Annotated in this window: 23 protein-coding genes and 1 pseudogene; 6 read left to right on the top strand and 18 right to left on the bottom strand. The window is 36.7% G+C overall.

What is annotated here, in order from left to right; translation table 11 throughout:
* Window positions 1–22: 22 nt before the first annotated feature.
* The gene (locus tag ACPWSO_RS16770) at window positions 23–841 is read right to left on the bottom strand and encodes an oxidoreductase (RefSeq protein WP_426084741.1); all 819 of its coding nucleotides are present in this window, start codon (window positions 839–841) and stop codon (window positions 23–25) included.
* A gap of 249 nt (window positions 842–1,090) precedes the next feature.
* Here ACPWSO_RS16770 and ACPWSO_RS16765 point away from each other — a divergent pair, with 249 nt between their 5' ends.
* Window positions 1,091–1,579 carry a prolyl-tRNA synthetase associated domain-containing protein gene (locus ACPWSO_RS16765; RefSeq protein WP_426084740.1) on the top strand — a complete coding sequence of 163 codons (489 nt, stop codon included), beginning with the start codon at window positions 1,091–1,093 and terminating at the stop codon, window positions 1,577–1,579.
* Between the two features lie 205 nt (window positions 1,580–1,784).
* On the top strand, window positions 1,785–2,582 hold the full coding sequence (locus ACPWSO_RS16760; protein ID WP_426084739.1) for a PrsW family glutamic-type intramembrane protease: 798 nt from the start codon (window positions 1,785–1,787) through the stop codon (window positions 2,580–2,582).
* A 16-nt stretch (window positions 2,583–2,598) separates the two neighbouring features.
* Here the strand turns inward: ACPWSO_RS16760 and ACPWSO_RS16755 are convergent, their stop codons facing one another.
* From ACPWSO_RS16755 to ACPWSO_RS16730, 6 genes are all read right to left on the bottom strand, one after another.
* Window positions 2,599–3,465 (bottom strand): SDR family oxidoreductase, encoded by an 867-nt coding sequence (locus ACPWSO_RS16755; protein ID WP_426084738.1) that lies wholly within the window; start codon window positions 3,463–3,465, stop codon window positions 2,599–2,601.
* On the bottom strand, window positions 3,465–3,908 hold the full coding sequence (locus tag ACPWSO_RS16750) for a MarR family winged helix-turn-helix transcriptional regulator (RefSeq protein WP_426084737.1): 444 nt from the start codon (window positions 3,906–3,908) through the stop codon (window positions 3,465–3,467). The genes ACPWSO_RS16755 and ACPWSO_RS16750 overlap by 1 nt, the downstream gene beginning before the upstream one ends.
* A 163-nt stretch (window positions 3,909–4,071) precedes the next feature.
* A complete protein-coding gene (locus tag ACPWSO_RS16745) occupies window positions 4,072–4,596 on the bottom strand; it encodes a GNAT family N-acetyltransferase (RefSeq protein ID WP_426084736.1) in 525 nt (174 codons plus the stop codon).
* Between the two features lie 53 nt (window positions 4,597–4,649).
* On the bottom strand, window positions 4,650–5,057 hold the full coding sequence (locus tag ACPWSO_RS16740; RefSeq protein WP_426084735.1) for a hypothetical protein: 408 nt from the start codon (window positions 5,055–5,057) through the stop codon (window positions 4,650–4,652).
* 276 nt (window positions 5,058–5,333) lie between these two features.
* Window positions 5,334–6,155: a GNAT family N-acetyltransferase gene (locus ACPWSO_RS16735; RefSeq protein WP_426084734.1), complete on the bottom strand. Its 822-nt coding sequence runs from the start codon at window positions 6,153–6,155 to the stop codon at window positions 5,334–5,336.
* Between the two features lie 392 nt (window positions 6,156–6,547).
* Complete coding sequence (locus tag ACPWSO_RS16730) at window positions 6,548–7,417, bottom strand: NAD-dependent epimerase/dehydratase family protein (protein ID WP_426084733.1); 870 nt, start codon at window positions 7,415–7,417, stop codon at window positions 6,548–6,550.
* A 276-nt stretch (window positions 7,418–7,693) separates the two neighbouring features.
* Here ACPWSO_RS16730 and ACPWSO_RS16725 point away from each other — a divergent pair, with 276 nt between their 5' ends.
* The 3 genes from ACPWSO_RS16725 to ACPWSO_RS16715 all read left to right on the top strand — a co-directional run bounded on the left by ACPWSO_RS16725 (window position 7,694) and on the right by ACPWSO_RS16715 (window position 9,663).
* Window positions 7,694–8,272, top strand: coding sequence for a histidine phosphatase family protein (locus tag ACPWSO_RS16725; RefSeq protein WP_426084732.1), 579 nt, complete (start codon window positions 7,694–7,696; stop codon window positions 8,270–8,272).
* A gap of 96 nt (window positions 8,273–8,368) precedes the next feature.
* Window positions 8,369–8,812 carry a MerR family transcriptional regulator gene (locus ACPWSO_RS16720; protein ID WP_426084731.1) on the top strand — a complete coding sequence of 148 codons (444 nt, stop codon included), beginning with the start codon at window positions 8,369–8,371 and terminating at the stop codon, window positions 8,810–8,812.
* Entirely contained in the window at window positions 8,812–9,663 is an 852-nt protein-coding gene (locus ACPWSO_RS16715) for an aldo/keto reductase (RefSeq protein WP_426084730.1), read from the top strand. The genes ACPWSO_RS16720 and ACPWSO_RS16715 overlap by 1 nt, the downstream gene beginning before the upstream one ends.
* Before the next feature lie 149 nt (window positions 9,664–9,812).
* Here the strand turns inward: ACPWSO_RS16715 and ACPWSO_RS16710 are convergent, their stop codons facing one another.
* The 11 genes from ACPWSO_RS16710 to ACPWSO_RS16660 form a co-directional block, all read right to left on the bottom strand.
* Window positions 9,813–10,271, bottom strand: a complete 459-nt coding sequence (locus tag ACPWSO_RS16710; RefSeq protein ID WP_426084729.1) for a GNAT family N-acetyltransferase — start codon at window positions 10,269–10,271, stop codon at window positions 9,813–9,815.
* Between the two features lie 23 nt (window positions 10,272–10,294).
* Window positions 10,295–10,813: a GNAT family N-acetyltransferase gene (locus ACPWSO_RS16705; RefSeq protein ID WP_426084728.1), complete on the bottom strand. Its 519-nt coding sequence runs from the start codon at window positions 10,811–10,813 to the stop codon at window positions 10,295–10,297.
* A gap of 12 nt (window positions 10,814–10,825) precedes the next feature.
* Window positions 10,826–11,281: a MarR family winged helix-turn-helix transcriptional regulator gene (locus tag ACPWSO_RS16700; protein WP_426084727.1), complete on the bottom strand. Its 456-nt coding sequence runs from the start codon at window positions 11,279–11,281 to the stop codon at window positions 10,826–10,828.
* 115 nt (window positions 11,282–11,396) lie between these two features.
* A complete protein-coding gene (locus ACPWSO_RS16695; RefSeq protein WP_426084726.1) occupies window positions 11,397–12,458 on the bottom strand; it encodes a BtrH N-terminal domain-containing protein in 1,062 nt (353 codons plus the stop codon).
* Between the two features lie 140 nt (window positions 12,459–12,598).
* Complete coding sequence (locus tag ACPWSO_RS16690; RefSeq protein ID WP_426084725.1) at window positions 12,599–13,678, bottom strand: S66 family peptidase; 1,080 nt, start codon at window positions 13,676–13,678, stop codon at window positions 12,599–12,601.
* A 55-nt stretch (window positions 13,679–13,733) separates the two neighbouring features.
* On the bottom strand, window positions 13,734–13,973 hold the full coding sequence (locus tag ACPWSO_RS16685; protein ID WP_426084724.1) for a GNAT family N-acetyltransferase: 240 nt from the start codon (window positions 13,971–13,973) through the stop codon (window positions 13,734–13,736).
* A gap of 364 nt (window positions 13,974–14,337) precedes the next feature.
* The gene (locus ACPWSO_RS16680) at window positions 14,338–14,871 is read right to left on the bottom strand and encodes an NUDIX hydrolase (RefSeq protein ID WP_426084723.1); all 534 of its coding nucleotides are present in this window, start codon (window positions 14,869–14,871) and stop codon (window positions 14,338–14,340) included.
* Window positions 14,872–14,984: 113 nt separating this feature from the next.
* Window positions 14,985–15,530 carry a hypothetical protein gene (locus ACPWSO_RS16675; protein ID WP_426084722.1) on the bottom strand — a complete coding sequence of 182 codons (546 nt, stop codon included), beginning with the start codon at window positions 15,528–15,530 and terminating at the stop codon, window positions 14,985–14,987.
* A 130-nt stretch (window positions 15,531–15,660) separates the two neighbouring features.
* Window positions 15,661–16,515, bottom strand: coding sequence for a leucine-rich repeat domain-containing protein (locus ACPWSO_RS16670; protein WP_426084721.1), 855 nt, complete (start codon window positions 16,513–16,515; stop codon window positions 15,661–15,663).
* Between the two features lie 404 nt (window positions 16,516–16,919).
* Entirely contained in the window at window positions 16,920–17,723 is an 804-nt protein-coding gene (locus ACPWSO_RS16665; RefSeq protein ID WP_426084720.1) for an HAD family hydrolase, read from the bottom strand.
* A gap of 29 nt (window positions 17,724–17,752) precedes the next feature.
* Window positions 17,753–18,754 carry an ROK family protein gene (locus ACPWSO_RS16660; protein WP_426084719.1) on the bottom strand — a complete coding sequence of 334 codons (1,002 nt, stop codon included), beginning with the start codon at window positions 18,752–18,754 and terminating at the stop codon, window positions 17,753–17,755.
* Between the two features lie 230 nt (window positions 18,755–18,984).
* On the opposite strand from ACPWSO_RS16660, the pseudogene ACPWSO_RS16655 reads away from it, so the two are divergent.
* A pseudogene (locus ACPWSO_RS16655) lies at window positions 18,985–19,198 on the top strand (IS5/IS1182 family transposase); the annotation flags it as partial.

Below are 19,198 nucleotides of genomic sequence, written 5' to 3'. Positions count from 1 at the left end.
TCAGGAATCCTTTCTTAAAACGTTAACTTACATTTTTAACAATTATATCAAATAATCGATCAGGTAGAATTGTTTTGAAAAAAACCAAAGGTTTAGCTCCAAAGCCTATCAGATATCGTGTTTTGGGCTTGCGCTTACTTATCGCCTTGCCAACAGTTTTTGCGATAATCATTGGGTCAGAAAATAAGTTGGAAGAATACTGTTTTTTCATCCCTTCAGCAACTTTAAAAGCAACTTCTTCATAGACTCCTCCTCGGGAAGACTCCTTCAGCTTGTTTGCTGCGATTATCCCCCAGTCCGTTTTAATTCCCCCAGGTTCGATAATCGATACATCAATACCAAATGGTTTCACTTCTAGCCTTAAAGCATCACTAAAAGCTTCAAGAGCATATTTTGTAGCGTGATACCATGCACCAAAGTATGTGGTCAATCGACCGCCCATTGAAGAAACATTGATAATTCTGCCAAAGTGCTGTTTTCTCATGTGCGGCAGCACTAGTTGAGTAAGCCGAGCTAAACCAAATAGATTTACTTCAAACTGATTTTTAGCTTCTTGAATAGAAACATCTTCAATTGCACCATAGGAACCATATCCAGCATTATTGATTAAGATATCAATTCTGTTTTCCTTACTTATAATCTGGAAAATTGCATTAGTCATTGACTCTTCATTTGTGATATCTAAAAAAACTGCTTCCACCCCTAAAGAACGTAAAGGCTCTATCTTTTCTATCCTTCTAGCTGCCCCATATACTTTGTAGCCTTTTTGAGCTAATAATTCAGCTGTTTTATAGCCAATCCCACTACTGGCTCCAGTAATCAATACTACTTTTCTTTTCATTCTTCTTCTCTCCAATCCAACTTGATTGACTAAAGTATAAAGAAAACACATTTGAAAAAGAATGACAAATAACGACAATCTTATTGCAATAGACGACAAAAAAACTCGCGAAAAGATATTAAGTGGAGCACTCTATTTTGATTTATAATCAAGTATAGAAATAGCTTTTTTTGTTATTTGAAACAGTTGTTGGCGGAAAGCCTATTTCTGATATAATTAATTATCGATTATATTAGGAGGCGCCAGCTTATGGATCAATATCGAAAAGTTGCATCAGTATTAAAGGATATGAATATTGCCTTTGAAATTGTTGAACACCCGCCTGTTTTTACAACAGAGGAAGCAGATAGCTACATTGTTGGGATTCCAGGTGTTCGAACAAAATCCATGTTTTTAACAAATAAGAAAAAAACCGCGTATTATTTACTGATTATGGATGATTCAAAGCGTGTAGATATGAATAAATTCAAAGAAATGGTTGGAGAAACTCGTATTAAAATGGCTTCTTCAGAAAGCTTAATGGAGCAAATGCAGCTGTCTCCCGGCTCGGTTTCCATATTTGGTTTACTCAATAATAAACAAAAAAACATTCAAGTCTTCTTTGATCAGGCTATTCTTTCTGAAAAAAGAATGAGCTTTCATCCAAATATGAATACAAAAACTATATTTTTAGATACCTGTGCTGTTTTAACATTTGTAAAAGAAACAGGTTTTGATTATACAGCAATTGATTTATAGTGTTTTAATTTAGTTTTCACTTATATCAGCTTTCCAATGCCCTGCTAGCTCAATATATTGAACCTTTCTTAACTCATAGAAATGCCTTAAAAAGAGTGATTTTCCTTCCTTTTGATGTATTTTCAATTTAAGATTGTCCATTTAGATAGAAAGCAATCGCTCGTGCTATACTAGGGATAACAAGACTGGCTAGGAGGAATAAATCATGGAAAAATATCAAAAAGCAGCATGGATTAGCTGGTTTCTTTTATTTTTTTTGTTTGCTCAAGGAGTAGACTATGAGCTTACAGGTATTTCGGAATTAAGTATATCAAATAATCAATATTTAGTGTTATTCTTGTCATTTTGTTTATTGTTATCCTACGTCATCCCGATTACTGTCTCTGCACTATTTCTTTCAGTCAGGTGGAATCTGTCAGTTTTCTATTTTCTGATTTGCCTGTTGATAGGTGCTTTTGTTACCGGACAGCCAGCTGCGTATGGTAATGAGTTTTTGGGAAATGGATTAAATCAGCTATTCAGCTCAACTGAAACACTTAGCTCCTGGCTAGACGCATTGACTGCTCCAATCATTGAAGAAGGAATAAAAGGTCTTTGTGCAGTTATGTTATGGTTATTGGTAGGCAAGAAAGATATTAAAAGCGCGTTGCTCATTGGAATTGCTGTTGGTCTAGGATTTCAGATTATGGAGGATGTTTCCTACATCACTGAAAAAGCTGCAGCTGATTTTTCTCAGGTTATTCCAGAGGCAGTGAATCGAATCACAGGCTCTATCAGTTCCCATTGGTCTTATACCGGACTTTTTACTTTGGGAGCGGCCGGCGTTCTTTCTAAGCAATTGCGCAGCCGTTCTAGCTACTTCTATTTTTTCTTTCCAATAATTTTGCATTTTATTTGGAATTCACCAATCAATGAGCTTCCTTACATCTCCTCTTTATTGACTGCGTTGACATTGATTATCCTTCTGCAGCTGTATCTTAAACTTCAAAAAATGGAATACTAGATAATTTGTTGATAACCTATCGAATAAAATATTTCTTGTAGTCTTGAATGTATCTCTCTATTGTCCTTGGAGGTTTGTTCAAGACTTTCTCTGCTGTCGTTGTTACAGCTTTAGCATTTCCAAGCTGTGTAATGAGATAAAGCATCACCATCACATTTGCATAATCTTTAGGAATGCCCCGTTTGAGCATTGTGCGTCGAAACTTTAAAAGCCCGGGTTTACTATACGTGATAGGCATCTCCAGAATGCGAGTCATTTTCTGAGAAATCTCATCATAGGTCAATGCTTCCGGACCGGTAATATCTAATGTCTGATTTATATAGCTATGATCCATTAGACTAATAGCAGCAATTTCACCTATATCTCGAGTATCAATGAAACTTGTTTTAGCATGTCCTGCTGGGATAAACAAATCGTGATGCTTTTGAATATCTTCTCTATGAGTCGTGTTCAAATTCTGCATGAAAAAGCTTGGTCGAATAAAAGTAAATGGCAGCTCTAGTTCACGAATCATTTTTTCGATTTTATGATGAGGTGTGACTGGATTTTTTTCAACTCCTATTAATGATACAAAAACAATTTGGCTGATGTTTTGCTGCTTGGCAAACTGAAGAAACGGCAGCATGTCTTCCTTGGGCTTTGATAGTTGAGGCGGGCGGACAAAAAATACCTTACTTACCTGCTCGAATGCTTTTGGAAAAGTAGCTGAATCTAAAAAGTCAAAGGGACAAATCGTTATATTTTCAAAGACCCCTAGCATTTTTTTTGCTTTTTCAACATTGTGAACACCTGCTGTTACAGCAATATTTTCATGCATGGACAATGTCTCTACTAGCGGAAATCCTATGTTGCCTGTGCCGCCTACTACTAATATATGTTCCATCATTGTACTCCTTTTTCTGAGGATATAGTGTCCGCCTTATTAAGCTTTGTGAGAATCTTATTTAGCTGATCCTGCTCTACTAAAGACAACTTGCTCAGATAGTCAGTTAGCAGTCGATTGCTTATTTCTTCTCCTTTTTCTAAATACCCACGTCCATCTTTAGTTAATAGCAATAAATAGGATCTACTGTCGGATGGATTGGCTTGTCTAAGAATAATACCTTTTTTGATTAGCCGGTTAATAATTCCTGAAATTGTCGGCTTATCCATATCCAGATTTTTAGTTAATTTAACCGCAGTAGCTGAATTATTGTTGGAGGAAAGCTGACCAACTTGCTGAATGACTGCCCACTGTTGGACAGTGATACCAATAGAAGCAAGCGACAAATTCAATTCATAGCGAAGCTGCTTAGAGACGTTCATTAATAAATAGCCAGTATTCATCTTTACTGTTCCTCTCTCTATTTTTAGTTAGTATACTAACTAAAAATAGACTGTTTGTCAATAAAAAAAGCTTAAGCTATGATTATTAGTTAGTTCACAGCTTAAGCTTTTTAGTCTATCTACCGTTACGTGGATAATAATGAATTAGTTTCTGCTGGACTTTTCATTTCAGCGAGATAAAAAAACGTAGATTCTCAGAGCCATCATCCGGATCAGTATATTTCTCCTTCAGCTTCCCTCCATTTGCTTTAATGACTGCAATTGATCCGAGATTGCTTTCTTCACAAATAATCAGCAGCTCTTCATAGCTTTTAGTTCTACAGTAGTCCAGGATTAACGCCAGCATTTCTTTTCCATAGCCCTTTTTTCGTTCTTCCGGAAAAATGCAGTAGCCAATATGACCACCATATTTTTTTAAATAGTCGTTAAGGTAATGACGAACATCAATCATGCCAATCAGCTGGTTATCTTGCTTTCGAACAGCCAAAAAAGTATCTGAGGGCACTAATGTATCGTGGGCTCCCTCTTTCAGCTGTACTAATGTCTCAATCCATTCTTCAATCGTTTCAGCATTCCTAAGACCATTTGAACCATTCATTGTATCATTGGACTTGATAAAAGCTGCTCTGAAGTCTTCTAATTGCTGCTGAAACGCCATTTCTGGAAAGATAAGTTTGATTCTATTCACAATCACCACTTCTTTCTAATAGTCACATAGTTTTTTTATTTTATAGTATGCAGCTACTCATCTACTAGTATCTGAGTCTCTGAGTAAAGTTCAATCCATTGGTTACTCAGCCATAACTCAATCTCGCTGAAACAGTGGACATCTTTTGCCGGTTTTTGAAATAAAATAATACGGATTGTTTTATTATGGAGCAATTTTTGAGCTACAGCATAAGCTAACTCAGAAAAACCAGCAGCGCCAATATAGCCCTCTACTCCATTCTTTTTCTTATTCAGCAAAAATAAAACATCAGTTGCTTCAATGCTTTGAAAAAAATGTTTAAATAATTCCGGATATTCTTGCTGCAAATCTTCACATGGTTTTGGATAGTCCAGCACTGTATAGTTATGTTGTTTAAATTTTTTTATCCAGAAAGCATAGTCTTTCTGCTGAGAAACACTACCAGATATTACAATTTTCATACAATCCCCCACTATGTTTTTTTCAAAGCTGCTAATAGAAATAGCGTATAAAAAAAGCCGGTCGGAACTTTTTTACTCTAATTCTAAATAGCAGGCAAGATAAAAATATTTTTTTCGACAATAAGCCGGAAGTCATCAAAAATCGTGAAACAATTTTCGTGACTTCCGGCTTATTTCTTGAAGCTGAACTTTTTTGATTCAGCCTCTTCTAGCTGTTTTAGTTTTTATACTTGTTAAGTCTGCAGCTGATTTGATTGTTACTTAAGAATGCTTCGACTATTTACTTTTTGAAAATGTGTAGTAATCAAACTGTATCTGCTCTTCAAAGCCCAGTGCCTGATACAAATGGACAGCATTAGCATTCTCTGTTTCAACTTCCAGATAAACCTTTTTTGGTTCATTATTCATGATATCTTGAAGTGCAGTCGTTAAAACTTTTCGGCCAATCCCTTGCCCCCGTAACTGTTCTTTTACGACGAAGCCGTAAATCCCAAAAACGTTATCTGATTCATCAATCCGTAAGCTTGAAAGAATTGTATCGTCTTTTTTATAGAGTAGAAATCGCTCTAAATCTTCACGAGCTAGTTCAAAGTCTTCTCCATCGTTTAAAAAACGTCCTAGTTCTTTTGCGTCAGCTGTTTCTCCGCTTACAAGAGGGACTCTTGTAACATCAACCTGATTGAATTTTTCAAAGGATAGGGTCATATAGAATTCGGAGAAATCATAGGTGCAGTCTGCTGCCGCAAGGTAGTCCTGCATAATTTGATGCTTGTGGTCAAGAATAACCACAAATTGATTCATCGGTTTATCCTCTATATATGAATAAAGAGAGTCAATAATTTGTTCAAATACTGGTTGTGATTTTTCCAGCATAATCGTGACTTCCAGCTCTTCAGGATCATATGAAGTCAAAACACCATAGGCTGTCAACTGCTTATCAGTCCAAAACAGTAAATGTTTTGTATGCTTGTTTTCTGCTAGATAATCTAAGTCCAGCTTATGTGCGATTCCTTTTTTCTCCAGGGATACTCTTAGTGCCTCAATAGCTGTTTGTTCATTTGTGTCTAATTTTTCCTTTACATAAATGGTTTGCGTCAAAAAAATTCCTCCTAGTAAGTTGTTTTGGCTTTTCTATTATGGATTTGTTCAATCGTTTGATTGTCATCATAACTTCACCTGCTTCTTTCTTCTTGGTTTTAGCCAAATACTGTACTTTTTATAGGATCCTGAATTTTCGTATGGCTAAACGAAAATCTCAACCCTCAATGAATTTTTCTCCACATTCAACACTCCTAACAATTTAATAGGTAAACCCAGTAAAAGGTTGAACAGAAAATAGATTTCTACCTTGTACCTTCTAAGGATTCACATAAATTTATTATCTCAGCAACAATTAAAAAAGTCTATACCTTAATCAAAAAAAGAATTTGAACGGTATGGACTTTTCGTGCTGCAATAAACAAGATGTATTTATTCACAATCTCTTCTTTTTAATGCGGCTTTATTTCAGCATCAATTAGCTGAAACAGCCAATGATGAATATCAGAAAAGTCAAAACCAAGAGTATGAGCTTTTTCTGTATTTATACTATATTCAGGTGTGCCATTGTAAGGAGCGGCAGTTGCAAAGGGATTTAATAAAATGCCTTTGCCTGTCTGAGTGCTAATATAGTCAGAAACATTTTTTACCGAAACTGTTCCTTTAGAGGCACCATTTATTGCACCTGTAAATGAACAAGTACTTAAAAAAGCTAAAAATGCTCCAGCTTCTTCTGAGCTGACGAAGCTCATTTGGTTCTCAAAGTTATCACAGTGTACAGGTTGCTGATTAAGGGTATGTTGAATATAAAACCGCAGTCGTTTTGTATAGTCATCTAATCCGACGACGTAAGGAAAACGGACAATCACTGCATCAACGGAAGCATATTTCTGCGTGAGAATACGCTCTAGGGAACGTTTACCTTCTGCATAATCAGTTTCGTCTCTGTTAACTAATCTATAAGGCTGATCTGAACTATCAAAGTCTTCTTCCACTGTATTCAGATGGAGTACTGGATAAACAGCTGTCGATGAAGTAACAATATATCTATGACAATGAATGGATGACAATAGATTATCTACATCAACAGAAGTATACGCAATATTATCATAAACAACATCAAATGCTGAGTCGCTCAATGTTTTTTGAATACTTTCCTTGCTTGTCCGGTCAAACACAATTCGTTTAACCTGATTGCCAAAAGAATCCTTAGTAACGCCCCTGGTGGCTAAGGTGACATTTTCTCCACTGGATAGCAGCTGTTGTACCAAATGTTTTCCAAAAAAACGGGTTCCGCCCAATACTAAAATATTTTTACTCATTAGCTATTTCCTCCCCATGCTTTTTACTGTAATTTGCTATCGAACTATCTCTACATCTTTTCTCTCTGTTATTTTAGTCTACCATCAAGATTTTATGTTAGAAAGCGTCTAATGAATTTTATTATAAAGAAGTTTCTCTTCTTTGACACTTTCATTAAAAACTATAATAATCAAAAAAATTAATGTTTTTCTTGCCTTGAAGTGGACTTCAGGGTTTATGATAGAGTTATAAAAATTTAGTAGTGGATAAGGAAAAATAGTGAAAGGGTGAAACTAATGACCAAACATCTATATTTGATGCGCCACGGAGAGACCTTGTTTAATCAACAGAAAAAGATACAGGGCTGGTGCGACTCTCCTTTGACGGAAAAAGGCAAACAGCAGGCAGTAATTGCTGGCAGTTATTTTTCTGAGAGAAATATCACGTTCGACGGAGCTTATGCATCAACTTCTGAACGGGCTTGTGATACATTAGAGCTTATCACTCATCAACAATATACGCGGTTGAAAGGATTGAAGGAATGGAATTTTGGCGCAATGGAAGCGGAGCATGAATATTTAAACCCGCCTCTCCCCTATGGCAATTTCTTTACTGCATATGGCGGAGAAGAAGAACAACAATTTAAAAAAAGAGTATCTGATACCTTATTAAAAGTTATGCAGGAAGAGACCGGTAAGACTATTTTAGCTGTTTCTCATGGTGCATCCTGTCGTCAGTTTATGAGAAACTGGCAGCATACCAGCCAAGTTGACCAACAAGGACGGATTGGCAACTGTTGTATTTTGAAGTTTGCTTTTGAAAATGATACCTTCGAGCTGTTGGAAATAATCAATCATGATTTTTCCGGATTATAAAACGACCGGCTTTTTATAACAGCTTCTAATTAAATAGAAATAATGGTCAGTTCTATTCTGTACAAGGCAGCTGAAATTTTAGGAGGGACAAAGGAAATGAACATTAAACAAGCGGCAGAGATGTTTGATTTAACAGTTGAGGCTATTCGCTATTATGAACGTGTAGGAGTCATACCACCCGTAAAAAGAGATAAAAATGGCTATCGAGTCTTTACCAAACGTGATTTAAACTGGATATTTCTAGCAAAAAGTCTGCGCAATGCGGGATTGTCAATAGAATCTTTGATAGAATTTGCGTCTCTTTCTCAACTAGAGGGAGATGAACGGCTGGCACAAAAAGATATTCTCAAAGAACAGCTCAATGAGCTGGATGAGAAAATTACAGAAATGACGAAAGTCAGAGAACTGCTTCAATATAAAATTGAAACCTACGACGACCATATTGCCAAGTTTCGAACTGGAAATTTATCAGATGATGAAATCGAGGAATTATGGAAGATGAAGCATTTCAAAAAGAAAACAGACATGGAGGAAGAATAATGAAAGCAATAAAGATGAATAACGGTGTAGAAATCCCTGTTCTTGGTTTTGGAACCTATCAAATTACTGATTTTCAGGAGGCAGAAGCAGCTGTCTTAGCAGCGCTACAGGCAGGTTATCGTCATATTGATACTGCTCAATCATATATGAATGAAGAAGCAGTTGGTCGCGGACTAGCTAAATCTGGTATTCCTAGAGAAGAATTGTTTGTCACAACAAAAATTTGGGTAGAAAATGTATCGTATGAAGGAGTTAAAACCTCTTTCCAACAGTCCCTTGACCGCTTAAAACTTGAATACATTGATTTATTACTGCTTCACCAGCCGTATAACGATGTTTATGGTGCGTGGCGTGCTATGGAAGAGCTTCTGGCAGAAAACAAGGTGCGCTCAATCGGCATCTCTAATTTTGCAGTAGACCGGGCAGTTGACTTGGCCGAATTTAATGAGGTTACTCCTCAGATTAATCAGCTTGAAATCAATCCTTTTCATCAACAGACTAGAAATATTCAAGCATTGAGAGAAGAAAATATTCTTCCAGAAGCGTGGGCTCCCTTTGCAGAAGGAAAAAATGATATCTTCAAGAATGAAGTGCTTGTTGGAATCGGTCAAAAGTATCATAAATCTGTTGCTCAGGTAATTATCCGCTGGCTGATAGAACAGGATATTGTGGTATTGGCAAAATCTGTAAAACCAGAACGGATGGCAGAGAATCTTGATGTCTTTGACTTTTCATTAACAGATGAAGATAAGCAAGCAATTGCTGCACTGGATGCGGGTGAAAGCCAATTCTTCTCTCATGCAGATCCTGCCATGATTAAATGGATGGCAAGTAGAAAATTAGATATTTAAAATTAAACGGCTAGTAGTTTAGAAAATAGAGTAAACAAAAGGTATCCATCATTCAGAAAACACATGTAGTAGAAAAAAACGACTTAGAAAGGCACTGTTCTCGTTGTCCTCTCTAAGCTGTTTTTATTAGGCGGAAAACCAGAACCAGTTTATTCTTTATGATAATACATCCTTGTTAGTCCAGCCCCGCCCTGCTCTTTCACTAGACATAGAAATTCCCAATGATATTTTTCATAAAAAGTAGTATGGTCTGTAATAAGATAAAGAAAATCAATCCCTTTTTTCTTCATATCCTTACAAGTAAAGTCAAGTAATTCTCCAGCAATACTCAATCCCCGATAGTCTTTCTCTACGAAGACTGCACAAATATTAGGAGTTAAATCTTTTCGCTCATGAAAATCATTCTCTATCACACCTAAGCCGGCAATGATTTTCTTGTTAGCCACCACAACATACCATTGAGGGACAGCCCTTTCCTCTATTAGACTGGCTTGCATACTTTCCCTATAGATAGCAGCAGGAATCCCCCATTTCTCATGGAACCAATCAGCTGCGTCATTGATTAATTCAGGAGCTGCTGAAATATTTCTGATTACCCATGTACCCATAACGGCTCCCTTCCGTTAAATTTTTACGATGCTAACTGTTTAAGCAGAATCAAATCTGTCTGCTTGTCATCTCCCATATAAAAGTCGTGGGAGCCGTATTCCAGAAACCCCATTTTTTCATAGAAGACTTTAGCAGCATCGTTTTTCTCCCAAACACCTAGCCAAATGCTGGTTTTCTTTTGAGCGTTTGCTGTTTTAACAGCCGTTTCAATCAGTTTCTTGCCGAGCCCTTTTCGTTTAAAAGCAGCTCGAATATAGATCCGTTCCACTTCTAGAGCATTTTTGTCAATTGGCTCCGTTTGAGCATCACCGCTGTTCAGTTTCATATAGCCTGCTAACTGCGTATCCTCATAAATAAAATAGAACTGAGACAAAGGATTCACCAGTTCTTTTGCAAGCTTTTCACGGTTATAAGCTTCCTTTAAGTAAACTGCCATATTTTCCCCTGTATTGTAAGCTCCAAAGGTATCCGAATAGGTTTCGATACTGATTTTCTGCAGTAATTCTAAATCCTCTGAAGTACATTTTCTTAGCTGGTTCATTTTTTAGCTCCTTTATAAATAGTTTCGTTTTTGTCCTTGTTTTAATTGTTCCCAATCGTTTGCCACATTTTTCTTCACTTTTTCTAAAAGCTGGGATAACTGTATTCTCTCTGCAGCACTTAGTCCGTCTAGTGCAATTTGGTTCGAGTATTGATTTTCTTTGATAATGATTGCAGCAATTTTCTCTCCCTTTACAGTCGGAAACAGCTTCTTTATCTTCTTGTTTTTTTCATCAAGCTGCTTTTCAATCAGCGCATTAGCCTCTAACTTTGATACCGCTCTGGCAACAGTCGTCCGGTCTACTTTAATCAAATCAGCCAGCCTGTCCTGAATAATACCAGGATTTTCAACAATTCTAACTAGATAAAGATACTGCCCTCTGGTTAAGTTAAACTCTCTAAATTCTACATTGGCTATTGCATCCAGTGATCGATAAATCAAACCGATATCTCTCAATACATCAATCATAGTCAGCCTGCTTTCTTTTATTTCGTTATCTTGATAATACAATATTTTTGTTGCATATACAACAAAAACCTTCAAATTACTCAGTCTAGACTAATAATTAAAGGTTTTTGTTATTTTACATATTTTTGTTGAACAGTTCAATTTCTTTTTTTAGTCTGTTTAACAACATAAGCTCTTTTTGATACAGACTGTAAATCACTTCACTAAGTTCGAGAAGCGCTGAAACATTGCCATTTTCAGAAAGTACCCATAAACTATCAGCCAACCTGTCCCATTGCTGCGCCAGTTCAACAAAAGCATTTCCTATTTCTGCTAAAATCGGCTGCCTCAGCAAGTTGCTGCTTTCAATTAGAAATGTGCCGAAAAGCTTTCTGAAAACCCCCCCGCCTGTCCCTCCCCGGTGATTAATTTGGAAATAATTAGTGACCGCAGCTAATTGAAGTTTTTGCGAATCAAATTTGCTCCAACGTTTGATTTCTCTAGAAAATTTTTCAATCCCGGATATTCCTTTTAATTTTGCTTCTGGAAAGAGCATCCTCTCGCAAGTGTTGCTAATTGCCTGAATCAGCATGTGTTCAGTTACTCCTTTGAAATTACTTAAGTCAAAGCTTACTGCCTGATTATTGGCCGGAAATGGCCGATGCCTGCTGCTTCTGGCACACTTTATTTCCTCAAAACCAACTAAGTGATAATCACTACCCATTAATCCTTTCGGGGTATGAATCGGCTGGCTGGTTTGATCTCGGTCGCTGACATAAAAAAGTTCATTTTCATCATCGTATCCGAAAAGTACAATGCTATGCCCGCCGAAATGACCTGCATCCTCCATTTGTAGATAGTTAAGATAAGCCATATCCACATAAATCAGTAATGGGTGCCCTGAGGATAACTCTTTTTTTGCAGCGGCTTCAGCTTTCTCAGCAATCCTGCTTTTCTTGATTTGTACGTCGATTCCCAGGTTCTTTGCTAAAATTTTCTCAAAATCAATCGTTTTTGAACGTCCAGAAACTAATGGTGCGTGAGCTAAATTTACATAGGTAAAATCCAGTCCTTCTCCTAACCCAAAAATCATCGCTTCTGTCATTGGATGTCCGTAATAAGCAAAAACCTGCTTAACTGCATTAGTAATACAATGATGCCCTCCTTGGGGCACAAACTCCTCCAAAACAACTTTCATCCTACTTCATCCCTTCCTTTAATTTGATGAGTTAAGTCTATACTCTGATGTAGGAAGAGAGTCAAGCAAAAAAGAAACCAGCCTTCAGTCAAATTCTGAAAACTGGTTTAACTATGTAAAACACATAGTAGCTATAACTGTTAGCCAGAGAACATTGATTCCTTAAAACGTAAAATGCTTTCATCGGCATTCACTTCACAAACAACGCCGTAGGGCAGAACGCATCGTGGGGTAGCGTGACCAAAGTTAATATTATAGAGTATCGGGAGGTTTTTATTATCAATCACTTGAAGTAATTCCTCTTTATACTCCTCATAATATTTTTCATCCTGAGGTTTACCCACGATTATACCGTTAACCACTTCGAAGATTCTTTTTTCTTTTAATAGCTGAAGAATTTCTCTGAAAACCTTAGGAGTTGGCTGTTCCTCACTTGTTTCAATAAACAAAATACTTCCCCGCCATTTTTCTAAAGTTGGAAATAGTCGATAGTGCTCACAGATTTTCTGTTCGTCAGGATAGCGGTTTGCTGTTAGAATATCGGAAAGGCTCTCTATACAGCCTCCTAGCAGCGGGCCTTCAAAAACTGAGCTGCCTTGAAGCAGTTCAAAGCCTTTTGTTTCAGTGTGGGCAACACGATCCTGACCGATTGCTTCCCGGGAGAAATCCGTTCGTTCCTCATACCAGATATCGCTGGAACTAATCTCCTGTATCTCAGACTGGGAATCCAAAAAATTTAGAAAATATTTTTTGGTATAGGGCAGCATATCAACGGCAATATCTGCTAAATCAGTTATAAAGGCTAGACCATAATAAGTAGTCAATCCCAATTGATAAAACATTAAATGATTAATGGTTGTATCAGAGAAACCTGTAAAGATTTTAGGCTGATCTTTGACAGTTTGGATAAACGCTTCATCCTCCATTAAAAATGGAAGCAACCGGTACGTGTCGTCACCGCCAATCGCACAAATAATTCCTTTAATTGCTGGATCTAAAAAAGCTGCTTTTAAGTCTTCAGCTCTAGCTTCCGGATGATTTTTAAGATAATCAATTCCTTTCAAAGCATTAGGCATAAAAACAGGTATAAGCCCTAAGCTTTCCAACCGTTCTTTTCCTATACTTACGTTATGACTGGTGCTTTCTTCACCCAATAGCCCGCTAGACAGACTAACAATGGCTATTTTGTCTCCTTTTTTTAACCGTTTCGGTTTGTTCATCCTCTCCAACTCCTTTTTTAGATGATTGTTGTTATTTTTAAGTAAACCAGATGTATTAAGCGACTGATTTGGATAGAATCCAGAGTTGACCATACTCTGTCTGGATTCTCTTTTTAGTCTCTTTATAGCCGCATGCAGAATATAAGCAAATTGCTGCTAAGTTCACACTATTCACAGCTAAGACAATCTCGTCAATCTTGGGAAAATGGACTTTGATATACTTATCCAATAACAGAAGCGCCTTTTTGGCATAGCCTTGTCCCTGATATTGCCAGTCTGTTGAAAAACTGCGCAACAGCATGGCCTGAGGATTATCAGAATATGCTGCTGCTTTCTCCCCTTTTTAAAGAATAAAAAAAGTTGTAGCTTTTTCCTTGTCGATTAGAATTACGGGAAAACGGTTGACATCTCCCTTGGCAGCGTCTATTGCTGTTCTTGGCAAGCCTGAGAACAAAATCTGGTCTTTAGGTAAATGATAGTCATTTAACTGTTTATCGATTGAACGGTTTTGCTAATACGGAATTAGTTTCACATGAACATCTCCTAATAAATAGAATCATTAGATAAATAATTTATAGACGAATTTGAAATCATTGTCCCCGCTCTGATTGGATCAGAAAAACATGGCTGCCGCTTTATACACAAAGTCTTTTAAAGAATTACATAGATAAAAAAAGGAGCAAGGCAGTTAATGTTAACCCATCCTTGATTTCGTTGTTAGCAATTTTTTCTTTAACTGTCTCTATTGATAGCCAGCGTACTGCAGCTATTTCTGCCTGATCATAGGCTTTTTGCGGAGCTTCATCTATAACCCTTCCAAAAAAAATAACAAAACGTTGGTTGGAAATACCATTAGAGGGGAAATAATCATACCCTGTTCCTTCAATCTGTACTTCGTACCCTGTTTCTTCCAAACATTCACGAACAGCTGCTTCCTGTAGGCTTTCACCTGAATCAGCGGAGCCTGCAGGAATTTCTAAGCTAATTCGATCAATAGGATAGCGGAAAGGCTCTACGAATAGAAGCTCATTTTTCTTATTGACAATTACAGCAGCAGCCACTGGCTGGTGCACATCGATAACATAATATTCTGGAAAATGATGTCCAGTCTCTGTATGAATATCATCTCGATAAACTGCATACCAAGGATTTTCAAGAAGTTTTTCTCTTTTATTTCTTCTAAAATGCTTCATTTTACGACTTCCTCCGATTTATCAGATTATTCCAGATGTTTGGTGAATGACGCATAAAGACTTGCAGTTCCTGTACTCATAAAGAAGACTTGTAAACAACTGACAAAATTTGCTTAGACTTCTTTTTCTCTAAACCAGTTAAGCACTTGTTCTTTATTTTCAATTCCTTCTAAAAGAATATAGGAAGCTTCGTGTTTTGTTGTATAGAAAAAAATACTTACTGGAGATATTTTCAGATTATCGATATCCTTTCTATTAATCTTTTTACTAGCTGTTTCACTGATGATTGTTAATGTATCTTCTTGAAAATAAGCAGTCATCGGAATTTTCTGAGCTTCATTATTATTGAAATAGGTTTGCAGCAAATCTTTCCGTGCTTTCCCCTTGTAACAATACCAATAGGACTTTGCAGCATTCTTTTGTAGAAAGAAAAACAATACAGCTGCAGCTATTAACATAACCAGTGTTAAAACGACTGAATGTGTAAGCAGCCAAACAATTGCTGGATACACTAAGACAATCAAAATAAAGGAAAGACGAATCCAACGTTGGACGGAATCCCTCACACTAGGATTTTTATTACTTAGAAAGATGTTTTCCTGATGAGCTAAGTAATCATCAATGGATAACTGATAGTTGATTTCAAAAGTGTCTTTCATTTTTACTCCTTCGCCTTTGTTTAAATTTACTCCCAAGTACTGGAACAGGGAGGTTAGAAGATTGGGTTATATACTTATGGACTCATCTTCCCCGAAATCTGATGTAAAAGTATACCGTTCATTCATCACACTAATAGTAAATAACACAATCCTGCGCTGCCAGCTCTTTTAGCCAACTCGGGCGTTTTAGTTCATGATTCCATCTCAAGTCTAATCGACGCAGCTGCTTGAGCTGTAAGATTTCCTCAGGTAGCTCGGTTAGATGATTACTACGTAAGTCAAGTTCGATTAGCTGTTGTGCTTTTCCAAGTTCAGCAGGAAGTTTGGCTAGTTGATTGCTGCGGAGATTAAGACGTTGAAGTCCGGATAACTGGCTGAAATCCAGCCCCAGTTGGACTAGATTATTCTTTTCTAAATCCAATACCCGAAGCTTACCCCAGAGCGTTTCAGGGAATACAAAGCTAGTCAGCTGATTATTTTTCAAATAAAGCTCTCGTAAATTCGTGAGAGCTTTCAATGTCTCCGGCAGCTGGTCTAAATGATTATCCATCAGCCGCAGCTCCTGTAAGTCAGACAGTACGCCGACACTTTTAGGCAGCTGTTTCAGTTGATTGCCGCTTAAATTTAGATATTTAATTTTAGGCAGCTGGTCAAAGCAATCGGGTACTGCTTCGAACAGGTTATCATGTAAATATACATAGTCTTCTAGATTTGAAAGCTTAAAAAAATCTCGTGGCAGCTCTTTCATTTTGTTATGCCCAAAGTCAATTATTTTTAATTGAGATAATTCTCCGATTTCTTTTGGCAGCTTAGTGATTGTATTGACCGAAATATTTAGATTCGTTAAATTCTTCATAGCAAAGATTGCTTCAGGAATACTGGAAAAATGATTATTATAGATATTAAAAGCAGTGACTTCAAGTGCATCATATGAATGAATCTCCGGCAGTTCTGATAAATTTTGAGACATCTTAATGATTTCCATTGTCTATTTCCCTCGGTTCATTGTTCAGATGTATAGCCATTAATCGTGCTTATCTTATATTTTTCTTTAAAAACAGCTTACCATTTTATCTAGTAACAATAAATACGTATTTTACCTAAATGAAGAAAATATATTAAATGCTACTTGTTACACTAGATAATTTAGAGCGTATACTCTTTTGGGCTGAGGCTGTTAATCACATAACAATTTCATAAGGTATTTTGGAAAACTCTTCTGCCTCAAATAAAAAAATGAAACAAAAGCAGAAATTTCCCGCTCCTGTTCCAATTGTTATGTTTTTCCTCCGGTTTTAAATGTATCAATGCAGTGGATAAAGCAGCATAATTTTAAAGGTCTTTTAGGAAAAATGACTCTCCTCGTAAAGCAAAAATTGTATAGTTAAATTATTTTTGTAAGTTCAAAATTTGCAAAATTGTCTGCATGACACTGTCTTCTTCATTGGTTCTGATGATATAATTTGCTGCTTCTTTTGTCTCTTCAAATCCATCACGCATGGCAAAGCTGAATGCGCCCCGCTCCATTAGTTCCACATCGTTCAAGCCATCTCCGAAAACCATAGTTTCTTCTGGTGTAACATTCAACAGCTCCTGCAGCTTGGCAACGGTTGTTCCTTTATGAACGCCGATATTTGAAATATCTATCCAAGCAGCTTCGGAAGCTACGATATACGCTTGATCAAAGAATTGACTTAGCTCTTCTCTAGTTTTAAAACAACGCAGCTTTTCATCATAAATCGTTATTTTCACAAAATCATCTGTGATTGCTGTTAGATCATCTATTTGAATAACCTTTGCATAAGAACCTTTAACCATTTTTAACCCTGCTTCATCTAAATCTGTTCGAACATAAGCAGCTTTTGGTGTGCAGGCAATGATAATATGTTCTCTGCTAATTTCTTCCAGACGCTGGATAATTTTTTGACCCAGTTCATTTTTTATAAGAGATTGGTACACATACTCACCTTCATGCTTAATACGAGTCGCACTGTCACCTAAAATCCAAAAATCCTTGGCTTCTTCTACACCAAAAAGCTCTTCAATCCGTTCACATTGCTTACCTGTACATGGTGCAAATACAACATTTGTCTGATTCATCAATTCCTTGACCTCTTTAAAAAGCGGCCGATTAAAATCACCTTGACGATTCAAAAATGTGCCATCCATATCTGTAATAACTAATTTAATCATGTGTCATCCTCCTTAAAATAATATCTATCTTACTCTTTCATAAGACTACTAAAATAAATCGAATTCTGTAACGAAAGCCAGTGTAAGCCGCTGAAGATGTCTTCTGTAAGATGATTACTGAGCTGAATTTTCGGCTTATTTGGCTGTTTCAAAATAACTGAATTTTTTGATAAAGCCGTTAGTACCTCCTCTTCTGTAACAAACGATTCAGCGTTAAAAACAACTATGTGATGCGGGGCAATAATACCGTTATAAACTGCTACTAACTCTATCAGCTTATCCCAATAGAGTGCAGCTGATTCATCAATTAGTGCTGGTAGATACTTCACTTCCCCTGCCAGCCCTTGATTCCCAAGAAATAAATGATTGTTGTAAAAAATACTAATTCCTGGTACCTCTCCTTCAGGAAAATAAATGCCAACAATGATGTTGCTCCTATCAATTTTTTTTCTAATGAAAAAACCAATAGTTGCCAGGTTGGCGTCATTTTGAACAAATATTGGCAAAGACAAATAGTTATTGATTTCCTTTTTGAAATTCCAGCCGTTCATCTGATCATACCAGCTTGAAGTAACAGTATCTTGATGCACTCTTCCCGGCAGCGCGATGGAAATCGAATGAATCTTTGGATATTTCTGATACAGTTTGCTGCAGATTATACTTAAATGTGTTAAATCGACTATAGAAAAATCATACTCATTCTCAAAAATAGTCAATCCTTTTAAGTTTACAACTTTAGCCAATACTTTTAAGCGTTTTTTAAAAGCTTGGATGGACAATAACAAAAAGAAATAGCGGTTGTAATTAAAAAAATATCTGATAGACGGACGACCAATATCCTTTTGTAACTGATTTCCAGAAACAAACCACCCCTCTGCAACCAGTTCCTTTACTAAACTATTTACAGTGACAACGCTGATGTGAGCTCCTTCAGCCAATTCGGCCTGTGTGGCAAATTCCTTCGAGAATAGAAAAGCTTTCAGCTCTGTCTTATTCACTAGCTTGATTGGATGATTTTGCCTACTGCTCATTTTTCTATTCTCCTTTCCTTAAATAAATATTATTAATTAAGTAACTTAATTATATAGTTATGTTTTGAATTTGTAAATAGCTATTTTCTTAGAAGAAACAAAAAGGGAGTGGGACAATAGTCAGAAGAAAATCTGATTATTTTCTCACTTTTTTAATTTTAGGGTACACAAAAAGCACGCAACCGTGTAAGATTAAAGTGACTAAACCAAATCAAAAGGAGCGTGCTTTTATGTTTAAAGATTATACCATTAATCAAACGATTTTACCATTAGAGTTGGAACAGTTTATTCCTGAAACGGATGTCGCTTTTGCGGTTAATGCCTTAGTCGAAGCCATGCCGCAAACACTCTTTAATAAATTAGAAGAACAATTAGGCCGACCGGCCTACCACCCGAAGATGCTATTAAAAATTATTCTGTATGCGTATACTCAGCGTGTCTTTT

Origin of the sequence: Enterococcus sp. LJL51 (assembly GCF_049894025.1) — a bacterium.
Lineage (GTDB): Bacteria > Bacillota > Bacilli > Lactobacillales > Enterococcaceae > Enterococcus_L.
Note: the sequence above shows the minus strand (reverse complement) of the source record. Positions and strands in the feature narration are given on the sequence as shown.

Coding starts and splice junctions, on each gene's coding strand:
- ACPWSO_RS16680 (WP_426084723.1), bottom strand. CDS start 14,871: ATGAAGCATTTTAGAAGAAATAAAAGAGAAAAACTTCTTGAAAATCCT.
- ACPWSO_RS16730 (WP_426084733.1), bottom strand. CDS start 7,417: ATGAGTAAAAATATTTTAGTATTGGGCGGAACCCGTTTTTTTGGAAAA.
- ACPWSO_RS16700 (WP_426084727.1), bottom strand. CDS start 11,281: ATGATTGATGTATTGAGAGATATCGGTTTGATTTATCGATCACTGGAT.
- ACPWSO_RS16675 (WP_426084722.1), bottom strand. CDS start 15,530: ATGAAAGACACTTTTGAAATCAACTATCAGTTATCCATTGATGATTAC.
- ACPWSO_RS16695 (WP_426084726.1), bottom strand. CDS start 12,458: ATGAAAGTTGTTTTGGAGGAGTTTGTGCCCCAAGGAGGGCATCATTGT.
- ACPWSO_RS16715 (WP_426084730.1), top strand. CDS start 8,812: ATGAAAGCAATAAAGATGAATAACGGTGTAGAAATCCCTGTTCTTGGT.
- ACPWSO_RS16705 (WP_426084728.1), bottom strand. CDS start 10,813: ATGAACCAGCTAAGAAAATGTACTTCAGAGGATTTAGAATTACTGCAG.
- ACPWSO_RS16690 (WP_426084725.1), bottom strand. CDS start 13,678: ATGAACAAACCGAAACGGTTAAAAAAAGGAGACAAAATAGCCATTGTT.
- ACPWSO_RS16720 (WP_426084731.1), top strand. CDS start 8,369: ATGAACATTAAACAAGCGGCAGAGATGTTTGATTTAACAGTTGAGGCT.
- ACPWSO_RS16710 (WP_426084729.1), bottom strand. CDS start 10,271: ATGGGTACATGGGTAATCAGAAATATTTCAGCAGCTCCTGAATTAATC.
- ACPWSO_RS16670 (WP_426084721.1), bottom strand. CDS start 16,515: ATGGAAATCATTAAGATGTCTCAAAATTTATCAGAACTGCCGGAGATT.
- ACPWSO_RS16760 (WP_426084739.1), top strand. CDS start 1,785: ATGGAAAAATATCAAAAAGCAGCATGGATTAGCTGGTTTCTTTTATTT.
- ACPWSO_RS16765 (WP_426084740.1), top strand. CDS start 1,091: ATGGATCAATATCGAAAAGTTGCATCAGTATTAAAGGATATGAATATT.
- ACPWSO_RS16665 (WP_426084720.1), bottom strand. CDS start 17,723: ATGATTAAATTAGTTATTACAGATATGGATGGCACATTTTTGAATCGT.
- ACPWSO_RS16660 (WP_426084719.1), bottom strand. CDS start 18,754: ATGAGCAGTAGGCAAAATCATCCAATCAAGCTAGTGAATAAGACAGAG.
- ACPWSO_RS16755 (WP_426084738.1), bottom strand. CDS start 3,465: ATGGAACATATATTAGTAGTAGGCGGCACAGGCAACATAGGATTTCCG.
- ACPWSO_RS16740 (WP_426084735.1), bottom strand. CDS start 5,057: ATGAAAATTGTAATATCTGGTAGTGTTTCTCAGCAGAAAGACTATGCT.
- ACPWSO_RS16770 (WP_426084741.1), bottom strand. CDS start 841: ATGAAAAGAAAAGTAGTATTGATTACTGGAGCCAGTAGTGGGATTGGC.
- ACPWSO_RS16750 (WP_426084737.1), bottom strand. CDS start 3,908: ATGAATACTGGCTATTTATTAATGAACGTCTCTAAGCAGCTTCGCTAT.
- ACPWSO_RS16725 (WP_426084732.1), top strand. CDS start 7,694: ATGACCAAACATCTATATTTGATGCGCCACGGAGAGACCTTGTTTAAT.